Genomic DNA, 15,867 nt, shown 5'->3' with positions numbered 1-15,867 from the left:
GGGTCGGTGGCAGAGCACCGACCTATTTGGGAAAAAGCCTTGAGAAATTTCATTTGTCTGCCGATAGTTGGCGCGAGAGCTTGCTTTAGGAGGACAATCAGGCGTGGCCCTATTCCGAATGTCACCAAAGGCGATGCAAGTTGTGATTGCCGCTGCGGCTCTCACTGCTACGGCGCAAGCTGCCTGTGCAAGTGACAGTTTCATGGACCCACAAGGCCCGATTGCCGCTGTCCAAAAAGTGCACCTTTTCCGGGCAACTATCCTAATCCTATTGGCGGTTATTCCGGTTCTTGTTCTGGTGCCGCTGATTGCCTTTCGGTATCGCCGCCGCAAAGAAGGCGGAGCCATATACCGGCCCAAGTGGGATTTCTCCGGTCCGTTGGAGTTCGTTATGTGGGGCGTGCCGGTCCTGATTGTTGCGCTGCTGTCTTTCTATCTGTGGAAGGCGACCCACCGATTGGACCCATATTCGGATCGCTTTGGCGAAATGCCTGCGTTGAACGTTCAGATCGTCGGATTGGATTGGAAGTGGCTGTTCATCTACCCCGATCTTGGCATCGCCAGCGTCGGAGAGCTTGGCATCCCCGTCAAACAGCAGGTTGCAATGACGCTGACGACCGATACTGTGATGCAGTCCTTCATGATCCCTGCTTTGGCAGGCCAGATTTACGCAATGCCCGGTATGACGACAGAGTTGCATGTCGTGTCGGATGTAGCTGCAACAATGCAGGGCGAGAACACCCAGTATAACGGGCGCGGGTTCACCAAACAGAAGTTCCAAACCGTTGCCATGTCCGCTGAGGAATTCAACGAATGGGTCGACATGGTGCGCAGTAACGGCATTGCGCTGAATGACGAGACCTATCGCATTTTGGCCATGCGGACGGACCGGGACGAGGTGCAAGCCGCGTTGGGAACCGCGCAAATGCCAGATAACGCGTTGTATTTCACGCTGGAGGACAGCAACCTGTTTCATTCAATTGTGCATCGGTATCACGGCAACAATGCTCTGACCGCCGACCAGCAGCCGGGGACGGTAGAATTCGGGCAGGAGGCGCAGCAATGACCACCAATGGTTCTGGCTTCTTCGGCCGCCTGAATTGGGACGCGTTTCCGATTACAGGGCTTATTCAGAATCCCAACACGAACGAGATTGTCGCCAACACTGCCGCTGCGATAGTGATTGTCGGTGTCATCGTCGTCGTTGGATCATTAACGTGGTTTCGCCTTTGGGGACCATTGTGGCGCGATTGGCTAACCAGTGCGGATCACAAGAAGATCGGCATCATGTACATCGTCTTTGCAATCGTCATGCTTGCGCGCGGCGTTTTGGAAGGCGTGGTAATGCGGGCGCAGCAGGCGGCCGGTCCGGGCGATGGATTTCTTGAGGCCGAGCATTTCGCCGAGCTATTTAGTACCCATGGCACGATCATGATCTTCTTTGTCGCCGTTCCGTTTGTGTTTGGGTTAGCGAATTTCTTGATACCGCTGATGATCGGTGCGCGCGATGTGGCCTTTCCTGTGATGAACCAGATCAGCCTTGGTCTGACCGTCTCAGCCGGGATGATGCTGATGGTGTCGCTTGTGGTGGGCGAGTTTTCGACCGGCGGCTGGACAGCATATCCGCCATATACCGGTGCGGCGTTCAATCCCGGTGTTGGCCCTGACTACTGGATCTGGGCGATCGTGGTCTCTGGTGTCGGAACCACACTGACGGGCATCAATTTTGCTGTCACGATCTATAAGTTGCGCGCACCTGGCATGAAATTCATGCGGCTACCGATGTATTGCTGGACAATCATCTGTAGCTCGATCCTGATTGTCTTTGCCATGCCGCCTCTGGGCGTTGCCGCACTGATGCTGGCAGCGGACCGGTATCTGGACTTTCATTTTTTCACCAACGACCTTGGCGGCAACATGATGAACTATGCCAATATGTTCTGGCTGTTTGGTCATCCCGAAGTCTATTTGCTGGTTCTGCCGGCCTACGGTATCTACTCTGAGGTCTTCGCAACATTCTCGGCCAAGCGCCTGTATGGCTACAACTCGCTGGTTATCGCCACCATGTCGATTGCGGTGTTGTCATTCACTGTCTGGCTGCACCACTTCTTCACCATGGGTCAAAGCGCGCTGATCAATGCCGTTTTTGGCATCGCGACAATGCTGATCGCTATCCCGACCGGCGTGAAGGTCTATGACTGGATGGCTACCCTGTTCCGCGGGCGCATCCGGTTTTCGGTGCCGATGCTCTACGGGTTATCTTTCTTGATGTTGTTTGTCATCGGCGGGCTTTCCGGTGTGATCCTCGCAAACCCAACAGTGGACTATCAGGTCCACAACACGCTATTTCTTGTCGCCCACTTCCACAATGTCCTGTTGCCGGGTGTGCTGTTCGGACTGCTTGCCGGATACAACTATTGGTTCCCCAAGGCTTTCGGGTTCCGCCTGAACGAATTCTGGGGCCGCGTCTCGGTTGCGTTGTGGACCGTCGGGTTCATGCTGACATTCCTGCCGCTGTATTTCGTCGGTCTGATGGGAATGCCACGCAGGTCTTTCAGTTGGGAGGACCCGAGCTTCCACCCGTACATGATCGTCGCCGTCGTCGGCGCGCTGATCATATTGGCGGCTTTGCTATCGGTGATCGTGCAACTGTGGGTTAGTATCCGTGATCGGGAAAAGGCACGCGTTCCAGTCGGTGATCCGTGGGATGCGCATACGTTGGAATGGTCGATCCCGGCCCCGCCTCCTTCCTACAATTTTGCCATCATCCCCCATGTGACCGATCGCGACGATTTCGCTGCCGCGAAAGAGCGCGGCAACGCGTATCCGTCGCCTGATGCCTATGAGGATATCTCGGTTCCGCTGAACACTGGCATAGGCTTCAGTCTCTGCGTGCTCAGCGGGGTTTGGATGTTTGCGCTGGTCTGGTTGATCTGGTGGCTGGCGGCGCTGGTGACAATCTTTATGCTCGCCACCTTTATCGCATGGACGTTCAAGGCCGAAACAGAACGGGTCATTCCGGCGGAAGAGGTGCGAAAACAACACGAAGCCTGGTTGGATCTGGTTCACAATTCTACGCCTGTTGACCGCGATCACGAAACAGCCCCGGAAAATCGCGGGTTGGCCCGCCCTGATCTGGAGGCCGTGACATGAAACGCGCGCCCACCCACAGCTATCCCGGCCTGAACCTTGGACGGCGGCACGCAAGTGCCGACAAGGCAAGCGAAGTCGTCACCTTCGGTTTCTGGGTCTTTTTGATGAGCGATCTGGTCTATTTCGGGCTGATGTTTGCGATCTACATCACGATGATCGACGCACAGGCAGGCGGACCCGGGCCGCACGAATTGTTCGACCTGAAAAGCATCTTTGCCCAGACGCTGATCCTTTTGACCAGCAGTCTTACCGTGGGTCTGGCGATGCTTGCGCTCAAATACAATCTTCCGCGGTGGCGGATCGTATTCTGGTTCTTCGTGACTCTGGTTCTTGGTCTCAGTTTTCTGGTTCTGGAGATCCGCGATTTCATGGCGATGGCGGACAAGGGCGGTGTCCCTCAGCGCAGTGGGTTTCTATCCGCGTTTTATGGGCTGGTGCCTTTGCACGGTCTGCACGTCACGGCCGGGTGCATTTGGTTGATCGTGCTGGGTATTCAGCTACGAATTTTTGGGCTGACCGATCTCCTGATGTCACGCGTCGTGCGGCTGGCGCTGTTCTGGCACTTTCTGGACCTGATCTGGATAGGCATCATCACGATCGTTTATTTCGGAGGGCTGACCTATGGATAAGCGCAGCGAGATGCATCGCCGCGAGCGCCGCCGCTATGTGATCGGTTATGGTGGGTCGCTTTTGTTGACCTTTGCAGTTTTCGGAATCGCTTATCGTTACGGCATTGAGACACCGGGCGTTTACCTTGCAATCAGCCTGCTTGGGTTGGCTCAGCTGATCGTACAGCTGGTTTATTTCCTGCACATCGACCGACGTCGCAGTAGTCGCGAAGATCTGGACCTTATCCTGTTCTCCACGATGGTGCTGCTGATCATTATTCTTGGAACTGTTTGGATCATGGGTAATCTGGCGGTTCGGATGCACACGTTTCCAATGTGACGTCTGGCCAAGCCAAATGAAGGGGGCAGGTTCATGAAATCTCTTAAGGTTGTTGGCGCGGTGGTCATCTTGGGCGCAATTGCCGTCGGGCTGCTGTTGTACTGGCGCCATCAGGAACGATACCCTTCGACCGATGACGCCTATGTGGGGGCGAACATCATATACGTGGCCCCACAAGTCACCGGTCAGGTTGCCGAAGTGCTTGTGATTGAGAACCAGCCAGTCAAAACTGGGGACTTGCTGTTCACAATCGACGATACGCAATTCAAAGCTTCGGTTGATCAGGCCAAGGCCAACCTCGATAGCGCGGTGCAGCAGGCGCAGTCTTACGGTACGCAGATCGCGGCCGCACAAGCGGTGGTCGACAGCACGCAGTCGGCCTACAATACCGCTCAGAGCAATCTGGAACGTGCTAAGGCGCTGTTTTCAGATGGTGATCTGGCACAGGCGTCACTGGATCAAACCAGTTCGGAATTTGCGCGCGCCGCGGCGCAGCTTACCACAAGCCAATCCGCCCTGTTGGCCTTGCAAAGCGGTCTGGCGGCCAAACAGGATGATATTCTGTCATCGCAAGCTCAATTGGAAATTGCGCAGGCCAATCAGAATTGGACCAAGATTTTCGCATCGGCAGATGGGTGGATCGCCAACCTGACCCTCAGGCCTGGATCGTCGGTTTCAGCTAACGCGCCGCAGTTTTCCATCGTCGAGTCGTCTGATTGGTGGGTAGACGCCAATTTCAAAGAGACTTCTCTGCCACGAATTCGTCCGGGTCAGCAGGTCACGGTAAAGATCGACATGATGCCGGGCGTCACCCTGACGGGCAAAGTTGCGTCAATCGGGCGGGGGTCGGGGGATACGTTCTCGCTTCTGCCGTCCGAGAATGCCAGCGGGAATTGGGTCAAGGTCACGCGGCGCTTTCCGGTGCGGGTTGAACTTGACCCTACGGATGCCCCATTGCGGGTGGGTGGCAGTAGCAAGGTGACCGTGGATACCACACCGCAGGCCCAAAAATGACATCCCCGGCAGCAGGCCACATCAATCCGGTGATTGTGGTTGCTGTTGTCCTCAGCGCTATTCTTGAGGTGCTCGACAGTACAATCGTCAATGTCGCGCTGCCCCATATTCAGGCGGCGTTCGGCGCAACAACCGATCAGGCCACGTGGATACTGACCAGTTATATTGTGTCGGCCGTTGTGGTCATGCCACTGACGGGCTTTGTCGCCCGCCGTGTCGGCCGTCGACGTCTGATCCTGACCGCTGTGACCGGGTTCGCGACGATGTCGGTCATGTGTGGCCTGTCCTGGAGCCTTGAGACCATCGTCGCCTTTCGCCTGGCCCAAGGCATGTTTGGGGCGTTTCTGATCCCGCTGTCCCAATCCATTCTGTTCGACGCTTTCCCCCGCGAAAAACGCGGGCAGGCGATGGCGGTCTTCGGTTTGGGAGTCGTCGTGGCCCCAGTGTTGGGGCCCACAGTAGGGGCGATCCTGACCGAATATTTCTCGTGGCGGATGGTGTTCTTCGTGAACCTTCCGGTAGCCGCGATGGCACTGCTATTGTTGGCCGGAGAGTTGCCAGACGACGAAACCGAAGAGGTTCGCATCGATTGGAAGGGTCTTGCCCTACTGGCCATTGGCATAGGCTGCCTGCAATTTGTTCTGGATCAGGGAGAGACCAAGGACTGGCTGTCATCACGGATCATTCAGGTTGCCCTCATCGCGTCGGTTTTGGGCGCGTTTGGGTTCATCATTCACGTGTTGACCACGGAAAAGCCGGTTGTCGATCTGCGCTTTTTTGCGGATCGCAATTTCGCGCTGTGCAATCTGGTTATCGCCGGATTTGCCATTTCCCTGTTCGGCGGTATCGCGATCCTGCCGACTTTCGTTCAGAACTTGCTGGACTATCCAGTCATCACATCGGGCCATTTGTTTATCCCGCGAGGGGTCGCCGCCGGGCTGTCGATGGTCCTGACCGGCGCTGTTCTGGTTACGCGTTTCGATCCGCGTGTTCTGGCCGGGCTGGGTATGCTTTTGACGGCTGTCAGCAATTTCATGATGGGGGCGCTCAACATGGATGCTGGATTTTGGGAGCTTGCCTGGCCAGGGGCGGTAAGCGGTCTGGGAATGGGGCTGGTGTTTGTGCCGATGTCGATATTGGCCTTCGAAAGCATCTCCAAATCGCGGCAGGACGAGGCATCCGGCCTGTTCAATGTTACCCGTCAGCTTGGCTCATCGGTTGGAATTTCCTTGGTCGGAACTTGGGTCGTTCGGGGCCTTCAAACAAACACGGCTGTTCTCAGCCAAAATGTGACGCCCTATAACCCGGCCGCGCACGCCTATCTTGCGCCACTGAACCTGACGCCAGACAGTGCGCAGGGGGCGGCCATTCTTGGACAGGAGATCGCGCAGCAGGCTGAACTGATTTCATATCTGACAGTCTTCAACAATCTAGGGCTTTTGGCCTTGGCGACCATTCCGCTGCTGTTCTTTTGCAAAGCACCTAAACCTAGAACGCAGGCGTCAGTGCCTGCACATTAATGCATCAGGAACAAGCCAAATGCCAACGCCGCCCAGCAAAGACCCAAGCTGAGCAATATATTGCCCGCCGCCAGCGCGATGGTCCGCTCACGTCTTAGTTCCAGCGATTGATAGGCAAAACTGGAAAAAGTCGTGAAGCCGCCGCAAAAACCAAAGACCAGACGTCTTTGTTCTTCGCCCATCTCTATTGATCCGCCGAGATAGCCGATCCACAACCCCAGCAGCAGGCTACCCAGAACGTTTACAATCAGGGTCGAAAACGGCAGGTCATGAACAATCCGCAGTGCGATCCAGTGGCGCAAAACGGCCCCTAAACCGCCGCCGAATCCGAACATGGCGTGCAGGAACAATTCGCTCATTCAGTCGCCCTCGGTGGATGAAAGCGCCTTCCGATAGCCTCACCCAGAATAGCAGCGGCCAGTCCCGCCGCGATTTCCAACGCTGCGGCCGAAGCCGCAACCCAGATGTTGGACAATGCCAACCGCTCCAATTCGGAAACAAATGAGGAAAAGGTCGACAGGCCACCACAAAAGCCGACTGCGCCAAGATGCAACACATGGGCATGGACGCGGTTTCGAACCGAATACAGCCACCCCAGTATGAAGCAGGCCACTATATTGATGCCAAAGGTCTGCGTTAGAAATCCGGCATGCGGTATGCTCACCGAGAACAACTCGCGCAGCAGCGACCCAACTGCGCCACCAATGAACACGGCTCCGAACATCAATGCCGTGGTCCGAACATGCGTTCGTTTCTGTGTCACAGCCTGCCGTCCTGCCCCTATCCCGTTTCTTCGGGCATAATGGCTGACGTTGCCCGGATCAACAGTGACCAATGTCCGCGCCACATTTCACATCTTCGCCCGATTACGTGAAGGCGGGCACAATCGCTTGCAATCTAACAGCGATTTGCCCCACGTTTGGCAAACACCTCGGCTGCTACCGCAGGCCGGAAAGCACGCGACCCTGGGAGAGCACGAATGATTGTACGCAGACTCTATTACTTCATTACATATGCGTGTCTGCCGCTGACCCTGTTGTGGGGTTTTTTCTGGCCGCCCGCCCATTGGTTGCTGGTTGTGCTCATTCCATATGCCTTGATCGGCCTCTATGACATGTTGTCGACCAAGCATAACGTTTTGAACAACTATCCGGTCCTGGGGCATTTCCGGTACATGCTGGAATTCGTAAGCCCGGAAATCCGACAGTATTTTGTGGAAACCAACGAAAGCGGCCGCCCATTCAACAGGATCGTACGATCTCTTGTCTACTCGCGCGCTAAGGGGCAGGTGGATACGCAGGCCTTTGGTACACAGTACGACGTTCTGTCAGTCGGATATCATCGTGCCAACCACTCACTCGCGCCCAAACATGTGGATGAAAGCGAAGAACGGATCATATTGGGTGGCCCGCAATGCACGCAGCCATATAGTGCGTCGCGGCTGAACGTCTCCGCCATGAGCTTTGGGGCGCTCAGCGCCAATGCGATCCGGGCACTGAACGGCGGCGCCAAGGACGGAGGATTTGCGCACAACACCGGGGAAGGCGGCCTGTCCCCGCACCATCTGGCCGAGGGTGGCGACATCATTTGGCAGATCGGAACAGGCTATTTCGGCTGCCGCACGCCCGAGGGTGGTTTTGACAAGGACCAGTTTGCCGAAAAGGCAAAAAAGGACGTTGTCAAAGCGATTGAAATCAAACTGTCGCAGGGGGCCAAACCCTCGCATGGCGGGGTGCTGCCTGCCGCAAAAGTGGATCAGGAGATCGCTGAAATCCGTGGCGTGCCCGAGCATCAGGACGTGATATCCCCGCCCACCCACTCTGCCTTCGAAGGCCCGACCGGTCTGATCCATTTTGTGCAGCATCTGCGGGAAATGTCTGGTGGTAAACCAATCGGGTTCAAGCTGTGTATTGGCAGACCGTCCGAATTCATGGCGATTTGCAAGGCGATGCTGGAAACAGGAATCCTGCCGGACTTCATCACAATTGACGGTGCCGAAGGCGGTACCGGCGCCGCCCCGGTCGAATTCACCAACCGTTTGGGCATGCCGCTGAACGAGGCGCTGATTTTCGTCAACAACTGCCTGCGCGGCGTGGGATTGCGAGACAAGATCCGGATCATCTGCTCAGGCAAGGTGGCCACCGGTTACGATATGGTCGAGAAATTCTCGCTGGGGGCGGACATGTGTAATGCAGCGCGCGCAATGATGTTTGCCGTAGGATGCATTCAGGCCCTGCATTGCAATACGAACCGCTGTCCTTCCGGCGTTGCCACACAGGACCCGATACGGGGCAGGGCGGTCAATGTTCCCCAAAAACGCCAGCGCGTACACCGCTTTCACGATGCGACCTTGGAAAGCTTCCGCGAACTTTTGGGCGCTATGGGCAAAGACAAAGTGTCAGACCTTCACCCGATAGATATCCGCCGCCGCACGGCGGACGAGCGGGAACGGTCTTATGCCGAACTCTATACCATTATCGATGAAGGCGTTTTTCTGACCGATTCAATTCCGACCGACTTTGCCGTGGATTGGAAACTGGCTTCAGCGAACCATTTTTAGACTTTTTTGACGACTTCGCCAAGGATTGACGTTTTCGATCCGTCATACTCAGTGTGATGCGTATGAAAACATCGGATGAGGACTTGGCCAGGGCCGCCGCGGACGGGGACGCTGATGCGTTTGCAACCCTGTTGCAGCGCCATTACGACCGGGTCTTTCGTCTGGCTTTTCGTCTGACCGGACGGGCTGATCAGGCCGAGGATCTGACACAGGATATATGCGCGGCGCTGCCCGCCAAAATCGCGGGTTTTCGGGCGCAGGCCAAGTTCACGACCTGGCTCTATCGCGTTGTCGTCAACGCGGCCGAGGACGCCCGGCGTCGCCAGGCAAGCCACAGCCGCGCCGCCGCAGGGTGGGGTGATGTGGAGCAATTGCGACGGGCAGAGGCGACCGAAACGGCCCAAGCAATGGATTGGTTGCAGCGCGCCATGCGGTCTCTGCCACCTGATTTGCAAGATACTCTGGCCCTGACATTAGAGGATGAAATGACACACGCCGAAGCTGCAGCAGTTCTGGGCGTGTCCGAAGGCACCGTGTCCTGGCGCATGTCCGACATTCGCAAACGTCTGCGCGCCCTGCGACAAGAGGAATTGGCACCATGACCGATGATCTTGATGACTTCAAAGCCTTGATGGATGCTGCGACGCCGGCACCAGATGCCGAACGGCGGGCGCAAAACTTGAAACGGGCTCAAAAAAATTTTGCACACAGCCAAGGATCGCATGCAGCGATGCGTCCGACTGTTAAGCGAGGCCCAATGGCCCGCATGACAGAAGGAGCGAAATCCATGTTGAGTGCTTTGTCCCATCGCGGTGCCCTGACCGCGACAACCGCAATTGCCGCTGTTGCGCTGATTATGTTCGTGCCGCAATCCCGCGACATTGTTGTGCAGCCCCTATCGCGCAGCGAAAGCCCTGCGCCCGCACCCGAAGCAGATTCTGCCGCATTGGAAGAACCCGTCGTTGAGGCCCCGGTCGTAGTTGAAGACTATGCCGCGCCCGTGCGATCCAAAGCGGCCGCCCCTCAGCAAGGCGTTGCGGGCTTGGTTGCTGAAAACACTGCGCGACTTGGCGTCACTTCGGGTGATGCCACTCATATGATGGTTGAACCAGAGGTGGGAATTCTGCCCCTCCCGGATACCGAGGCGTTTTCAAACGCTGAAGCTAATCCTCTGAAAGTCACCAGTGAAGAGCCTGTTTCCACCTTTTCAGTTGACGTTGATACGGCCTCATATTCGATCGTCCGGTCCTCTCTTATGCGCGGTCAGCTTCCACCCAAGGATGCCGTCCGTGTCGAAGAGATGGTAAATTATTTTCCTTACTCGTACCCCGCACCAGAAGGGGACGCGCCGTTCCGGCCGACGATCACAGTAACACCGACGCCTTGGAATGAGGGTACTCAGCTTGTGCATGTCGGTATCCAAGGGGCATTGCCGCAGATTGAGGACCGATCACCGCTTAATCTGGTCTTTTTGATCGATACCTCGGGATCGATGCATGATGCCAACAAGCTACCTCTGTTAAAACAATCGTTCCGTTTGATGCTGTCAGTGTTGCGAGATGAGGACGAGGTCTCGATCGTGACCTATGCCGGAAGCGCGGGGCAGGTTCTGGAACCCACCGCGGCCGTGGAACGTGACAAAATCCTCGGCGCGCTCGACCAGTTGGAGGCAGGCGGTTCGACCGCAGGTCAGGTCGGGTTGCAACAGGCATATCAGGTAGCCGAAAGCATGAGGGCCGACGACGAGGTCACGCGGGTCATCCTAGCAACGGATGGCGACTTTAATGTTGGCTTGTCTGATCCTGATGCGCTGAAAGACTTCATAGCAAATAAACGAGACAGCGGTACGTTTCTGAGTGTTTTGGGTTTTGGCCGGGGTAATCTGGACGATGCCACGATTCAGGCACTTGCCCAGAACGGAAACGGACAGGCTGCGTATATCGACACGCTGAGCGAGGCGCAAAAAGTCTTGGTCGACCAGTTGACCGGCGCATTGTTCCCAATCGCAAACGACGTCAAAATCCAGGTTGAGTTCAACCCGTCACAAATAGCCGAATATCGCCTGATCGGATACGAGACGCGCGCGTTGCGTCGGGAAGATTTCACCAATGACAAAGTTGACGCCGGTGATATTGGAGCAGGCCACTCGGTCACGGCGATTTACGAGGTCACGCCTGTTGGCTCAGACGCCATCCTGAACGACCCGTTGCGCTATGGTGCCCAAGCGGTGCGCGATGGTTCGGATGAGATCGGGTTTTTCAAGCTGCGTTACAAAACGCCGGGATCTGACCAGAGTCAGTTGATCGAACAGCCCATTGCGGCGACGCAGGGCGAGGCTACAGACGATGTCCGCTTTTCCTATGCCATCGCCGGATTCGGGCAGTTATTGCGCGGTGCAGAGTATCTGGGGAACTGGTCCTACGACGATGCGATCGGATTGGCAAACGCTGCGCGTGGCGAAGATCCCTTTGGGTACAGGGCCGAAGCTGCCACGCTCATGCGCCTTGCACAAACGCTGTCACGGTAACAGCGGGCAATGGGGCGCTGCGTTGGGCAGCGCCCGTGTCCCGTCAATACGATCTTTGGTTGTTGGCCGCATGTGTGTTGATCCGGCGCACGCTCCACTCTACGGCGTCGCGCATGGTCCTGCCCAAAGCATCGTCAAAGGCTTTCACAAGGTCAGGCGTCGCTTCGCTGGCAGAGGCAACAACTTCCCGAAATGAACTAGACGCGATGATCTTGTCTTCGTACTCATCAATGATCTTAATGTTCATGCGCACTTCGACGCGGATGGTTTTTGTCCCTTCGACATCACTGACGACGAACCCCTGAAATTCGCGCAGGTCCGGAACGATGACATAGTCGGCACGCAGGCCCACGGTTGAGCGACCAACAGCGGCCACCTTGCCGCTGTTTTCATAGCTTTCGACCAGTAACGCCTGCACGATAAGCGGTGCACGGTCGACCCATCTGGCGCGCGGTAGGTATTGCACCTGCAATGGGGTCGGCTGAATGGCGATCTGATCGGTATTGACCGCCGCCGTTGCGGTTGGTTCCTGTACAACGATTTGTTTTTGGACGCGCGGTAACGAAGGCGAAAAGGTGCTTTTCGGCGTTAAAAGATACAGGTCGTTTGGCTTGGATGCCTGTCTCAGCGTGCCCAACCCGGTGCATGCCCCCAGCGACCCCAACGCCAGAACTAAAAGAAACAGCCTGATCATTGGCGAAACTCCGAAGCTTGGGTTCCCAGTAAGAAGCGTGCCGGGTCACGTTCGACCTTGTCCACCAGCCGATCCAGGCTGATTACCAGTCGTTGGGACTCTTCTACGAAACGTGTGAATTGCGGCAGGCCGACGCGGAGGAAGTCGGACAATTGCCGCCGATTGTCCTGGACGATGCCGTCAATAGTGCCCAGCAACTCGGACGCCGATCGCGATGCATTGAGAATATCGGCCGAAATCTCGTCCAACTTGCTTGTGACATTAGACACCGTTGAAGCGACCTGATTGGCCGCATTGCGGATATCGTCCATGACTGCGCCGACGTCTTTGTTTATGACTTCATTGGCCGAGTCAAAAGCGCGTTCTGCAGAAGCCAATGTGGTGTTTGCTGTATCCATCGCTGCCGTGATCGACCCCAGTGTTTTGTTTGCATTTACAAAGGTCTCGGTCGCGGTCGCCAAGGCAACGCTGCCTTCGTCAGACAGGTCGGTCAGACGTTCCGCCAATGTCGAGGCGCGATCGATGAAGGGTTTCACGTCGTCCTGCATCATGCGATCGGCGGTTTCAATTGTGGTCTTGGCGCTGTTCAGTGTTTCTGTTGCGGACTCGGATGCAGTTTTTACGCTTTTGAGTGTGTCTGTCCCTGTCGTCAGGGTGGTTTCGGCTGTGTCGGCCAATTTATCAAGCCGCGTTGTAAAGTTGCCCAGTTGCTTGGCCGCGCCGCCAAGGTCGGTGGACAAGCTTTCGAAATCTGTCAGCGTTTTGTCCAGCCGGCCGGACGCAGAAGCCAGATTGTCCAAAATTTCGCTGACGGATTGGCGGTTTTTGTCGTCAACGACCGAGTTCAAGCTTTCAAGCAGGGTAACCGCCTCATCCAGAACTTTCGGGGCGCCTTCGAACAAGGATTGAATCGCGCTACGCTTGCTTTTGATAACGCTGTTTTCGGGTAAGGGTTTGTCACCGCTTTTGCCACCCGTCAGCTCAACATAACTGACGCCTGTAACACCCAGAGATTGTAGCTGCGCGATGGTATCTTCGGTGACGGGTATGTCGGCATCAACTTCAATCTTCACGCGCACTTTTGACGGATCGTCCTCGTCCAGATTCAACGAGATCACCTGGCCAACGGGTAAGCCATTGAAACTTACGCCACCTGCGGAGGAGAGGCCCGATACGTTTTCGAACAGAACGTCGTAATATGCGTATTGGCGCGACACCTCGAATTTCGCGAGCCATAGGAAAAACCCGAAGGCACCAAGGATACCCGTGATTGTGAACGCGCCGATCAGGATATAGTTTGCCCGGGTTTCCATAGCCTCTACCTGTCCTGCCCCTTCTCTTGCGCCGCGCGGGCCCGGGGGCCGGTGAAATACTCTTGAACCCAAGGATGGTCGACTTTGGTCATTTCTTCAATCGGACCTTCAACCAGAACCCGGTTTTCTGCGAGCACTGCGACCCTATCGCAAATGGCATAAAGACTATCGAGGTCATGCGTAACCATAAAGACGGTCAAGCCTAAAGCATGCTGCAATTCACTGATCAACTCGTCATACGCAGCCGCGCCGATTGGGTCGAGGCCCGCGGTTGGCTCGTCAAGAAATACGATCTCGGGGTCCAACGCCAAGGCGCGGGCAAGGGCAGCGCGTTTGCGCATCCCGCCGGACAATTCAGAGGGTAACTTGCCGCAACTTAGTTGCGGCAATCCGACAAGGCTGATCTTCAGGTTGCCAAGCGCGCACATCAGGCTTTCGCTCAGCCCTGTATGTTCGCGTAGCGGGGCCATCACGTTCTGCAAAACCGTCAGTGAGGAAAACAAAGCCCCGTCCTGAAAAGCAACACCCCAGCGGCGCTCAATCCGGCGGCGTTCCTGTTCCGGGCCGTTCAACACGTCGACACCCAGCACCTCGATGCTGCCCGCCGCGGGTCTGTTCAAGCCCACAATCGTGCGCAGCAATACCGATTTGCCAGTTCCCGATCCGCCGACAATGCCCAGAACTTCACCACGCCACACATCCAGATTTAGGTTCTGATGTACAACTTGCGGACCGAACTGGTTTGTAAGATTGCGAACGCGGATCACCGCTTCGCGCTGAGCGCCCGTATGGGATGTCTGTTCCAGCGTCGTGCCGTCCATCTCAGACCTCCATCACCGAAAAGAAGATCGAGAACAAAGCATCCAAAGCGATCACCAGAAAGATGGATTGCACAACCGAAGCCGTGGTTCGTTGCCCGACGGATTGGGCAGACCCCTTGACCTGCATTGCCTGCCAGCAAGCAATAACGCCGATGACCAAGGCGAAGAAGGGGGCCTTGATCATGCCGATGGCGAATTGCCAAATGCCGGTGTTTTCTTTCAGACGCGTGACGAACATGCCGGGGCTGACACCCAGATCAATCCAACTCATCAATCCGCCGCCTATCAGGGCGGCAAGGTCGGCGATGAAGCCAAGGATCGGCAGCATGATCAACAGGGCAACAACACGCGGGATCACCAACACCTCGATTGGGTCCAAACCCAATGTGCGCATTGCGTCGATCTCTTCCTGAACCTTCATCGAGCCAATTGAGGCGGTAAAAGCCGAGCCTGAACGCCCCGCAACGATGATCGCTGTCAGCAAAATGCCGAGCTCACGCAAAACTGAGATCGAAATCAGTTCGACCACGAAAATCTCGGCGCCGAACTGCTTTAGCTGGGTCGCGCCCTGAAAGGCCAAAACGACGCCGATCAGGAACCCCATAAGAGCAACGATCGGGATGGCCTTGAGTCCGGTCTCTTCCATTTGCGAGACCAAGGCCGCTTTCCGCAAACGGCGCGGCATCAGAATTGTACGTGCGAGGCGATGCAGCGTCAGACCCAAGAACCCCAAAAGGGAAAGCATATCTTTTCCAGCTTGAGTTGTGCGTTCCCCGACGCTTGCGACCCAATCAGTGAAGCTGCGGCGTTCTGCCGCCACGCCGGGGTCATCCGGTATGTTTTCCGCCACGGTTTCCAAAAGCGCGGAATGGGCGGGCTTTAACCCTTCGTAATGTACGTTGGCGCCACTTGCCTTTGCGCGTCGCGCAACATCGGCAATCAGCCATGCGCCACCGGTATCCAGTGCTCCGACCTTCGAAAGATCGACAGTTAGTTCGTTACTGTCAGCGCGAAACCCTTCAAACGCCTTTTCGATCGTGTCCAGGGATTGAGTCACCAGATCACCCGAAACCCGCAGGTAAACGCCGTTGGCGTCACGGTCCGACTGTATCACTGGCTGCGTCATGAGCGTATGTGATGGCAAAGGACATTGACCTGCAACGGATTTTTGCGAACTACGTTGTATTTCTTGCCGCTCAATAGCGTCTAAGTGACATCTCCAGACACCAAAGCCATGGTTGGGGTTGGTTTTGCGCTCAACTGGGCCGACCGGTGCAAGATCATTTCAAATTAATCTGTTGCTTCTGTTGCAAGGGC

The 15,867-nt window shown here is 56.1% G+C and carries 15 protein-coding genes; 9 read left to right on the top strand and 6 right to left on the bottom strand.

Annotated features, from left to right (window positions below):
- The first annotated feature begins 103 nt into the window (after window positions 1-103).
- Genes DHN12_RS08310 through DHN12_RS08285 form a run of 6 tightly spaced genes read left to right on the top strand, consistent with a single transcriptional unit; the run spans window position 104 to window position 6,635 of the window.
- Window positions 104-1,066, top strand: coding sequence for a ubiquinol oxidase subunit II (locus tag DHN12_RS08310; protein WP_199913485.1), 963 nt, complete (start codon window positions 104-106; stop codon window positions 1,064-1,066).
- Window positions 1,063-3,153, top strand: a complete 2,091-nt coding sequence (locus DHN12_RS08305; protein ID WP_108859762.1) for a cbb3-type cytochrome c oxidase subunit I — start codon at window positions 1,063-1,065, stop codon at window positions 3,151-3,153. The genes DHN12_RS08310 and DHN12_RS08305 overlap by 4 nt, the downstream gene beginning before the upstream one ends.
- Window positions 3,150-3,782, top strand: coding sequence for a cytochrome c oxidase subunit 3 (locus tag DHN12_RS08300; RefSeq protein WP_108859761.1), 633 nt, complete (start codon window positions 3,150-3,152; stop codon window positions 3,780-3,782). The genes DHN12_RS08305 and DHN12_RS08300 overlap by 4 nt, the downstream gene beginning before the upstream one ends.
- Entirely contained in the window at window positions 3,775-4,101 is a 327-nt protein-coding gene (locus tag DHN12_RS08295) for a cytochrome o ubiquinol/quinol oxidase subunit IV (RefSeq protein WP_234416583.1), read from the top strand. Before DHN12_RS08300 ends, DHN12_RS08295 begins: the two co-directional genes overlap by 8 nt.
- Before the next feature lie 33 nt (window positions 4,102-4,134).
- Window positions 4,135-5,115, top strand: a complete 981-nt coding sequence (locus tag DHN12_RS08290; RefSeq protein ID WP_108859760.1) for an HlyD family secretion protein — start codon at window positions 4,135-4,137, stop codon at window positions 5,113-5,115.
- Complete coding sequence (locus tag DHN12_RS08285; RefSeq protein ID WP_108859759.1) at window positions 5,112-6,635, top strand: DHA2 family efflux MFS transporter permease subunit; 1,524 nt, start codon at window positions 5,112-5,114, stop codon at window positions 6,633-6,635. Before DHN12_RS08290 ends, DHN12_RS08285 begins: the two co-directional genes overlap by 4 nt.
- Here DHN12_RS08285 and DHN12_RS08280 read toward each other — a convergent pair.
- Window positions 6,632-6,994 (bottom strand): CrcB family protein, encoded by a 363-nt coding sequence (locus DHN12_RS08280; RefSeq protein ID WP_108859758.1) that lies wholly within the window; start codon window positions 6,992-6,994, stop codon window positions 6,632-6,634. The genes DHN12_RS08285 and DHN12_RS08280 overlap by 4 nt on opposite strands.
- Window positions 6,991-7,482: a CrcB family protein gene (locus DHN12_RS08275; RefSeq protein WP_234416582.1), complete on the bottom strand. Its 492-nt coding sequence runs from the start codon at window positions 7,480-7,482 to the stop codon at window positions 6,991-6,993. Before DHN12_RS08275 ends, DHN12_RS08280 begins: the two co-directional genes overlap by 4 nt.
- A gap of 132 nt (window positions 7,483-7,614) precedes the next feature.
- Between DHN12_RS08275 and DHN12_RS08270 the strand changes: the two genes are divergently transcribed.
- The 3 genes from DHN12_RS08270 (at window position 7,615) to DHN12_RS08260 (ending at window position 11,722) form a co-directional block, all read left to right on the top strand.
- Complete coding sequence (locus DHN12_RS08270) at window positions 7,615-9,195, top strand: FMN-binding glutamate synthase family protein (protein WP_108859757.1); 1,581 nt, start codon at window positions 7,615-7,617, stop codon at window positions 9,193-9,195.
- Window positions 9,196-9,257: 62 nt separating this feature from the next.
- Window positions 9,258-9,797: an RNA polymerase sigma factor gene (locus tag DHN12_RS08265; RefSeq protein WP_108859927.1), complete on the top strand. Its 540-nt coding sequence runs from the start codon at window positions 9,258-9,260 to the stop codon at window positions 9,795-9,797.
- A complete protein-coding gene (locus tag DHN12_RS08260; protein ID WP_108859756.1) occupies window positions 9,794-11,722 on the top strand; it encodes a VWA domain-containing protein in 1,929 nt (642 codons plus the stop codon). The genes DHN12_RS08265 and DHN12_RS08260 overlap by 4 nt, the downstream gene beginning before the upstream one ends.
- A gap of 43 nt (window positions 11,723-11,765) precedes the next feature.
- On the opposite strand, the gene DHN12_RS08255 is transcribed toward DHN12_RS08260, so the two are convergent.
- From DHN12_RS08255 to DHN12_RS08240, 4 genes are read right to left on the bottom strand one after another with little or no spacing between them, the layout of a single operon-like run.
- Window positions 11,766-12,416, bottom strand: a complete 651-nt coding sequence (locus DHN12_RS08255) for an ABC-type transport auxiliary lipoprotein family protein (protein WP_108859755.1) — start codon at window positions 12,414-12,416, stop codon at window positions 11,766-11,768.
- A complete protein-coding gene (locus DHN12_RS08250; RefSeq protein WP_108859754.1) occupies window positions 12,413-13,729 on the bottom strand; it encodes an MlaD family protein in 1,317 nt (438 codons plus the stop codon). The genes DHN12_RS08255 and DHN12_RS08250 overlap by 4 nt, the downstream gene beginning before the upstream one ends.
- A gap of 5 nt (window positions 13,730-13,734) precedes the next feature.
- Entirely contained in the window at window positions 13,735-14,550 is an 816-nt protein-coding gene (locus DHN12_RS08245; RefSeq protein ID WP_108859753.1) for an ABC transporter ATP-binding protein, read from the bottom strand.
- A gap of 1 nt (window position 14,551) precedes the next feature.
- Complete coding sequence (locus tag DHN12_RS08240) at window positions 14,552-15,676, bottom strand: MlaE family lipid ABC transporter permease subunit (RefSeq protein ID WP_108859752.1); 1,125 nt, start codon at window positions 15,674-15,676, stop codon at window positions 14,552-14,554.
- Between the last annotated feature and the right edge of the window lie 191 nt (window positions 15,677-15,867).

The organism is Ruegeria sp. Alg231-54 (assembly GCF_900143525.1).
GTDB lineage: Bacteria > Pseudomonadota > Alphaproteobacteria > Rhodobacterales > Rhodobacteraceae > Ruegeria.
Note: the sequence above shows the minus strand (reverse complement) of the source record. Positions and strands in the feature narration are given on the sequence as shown.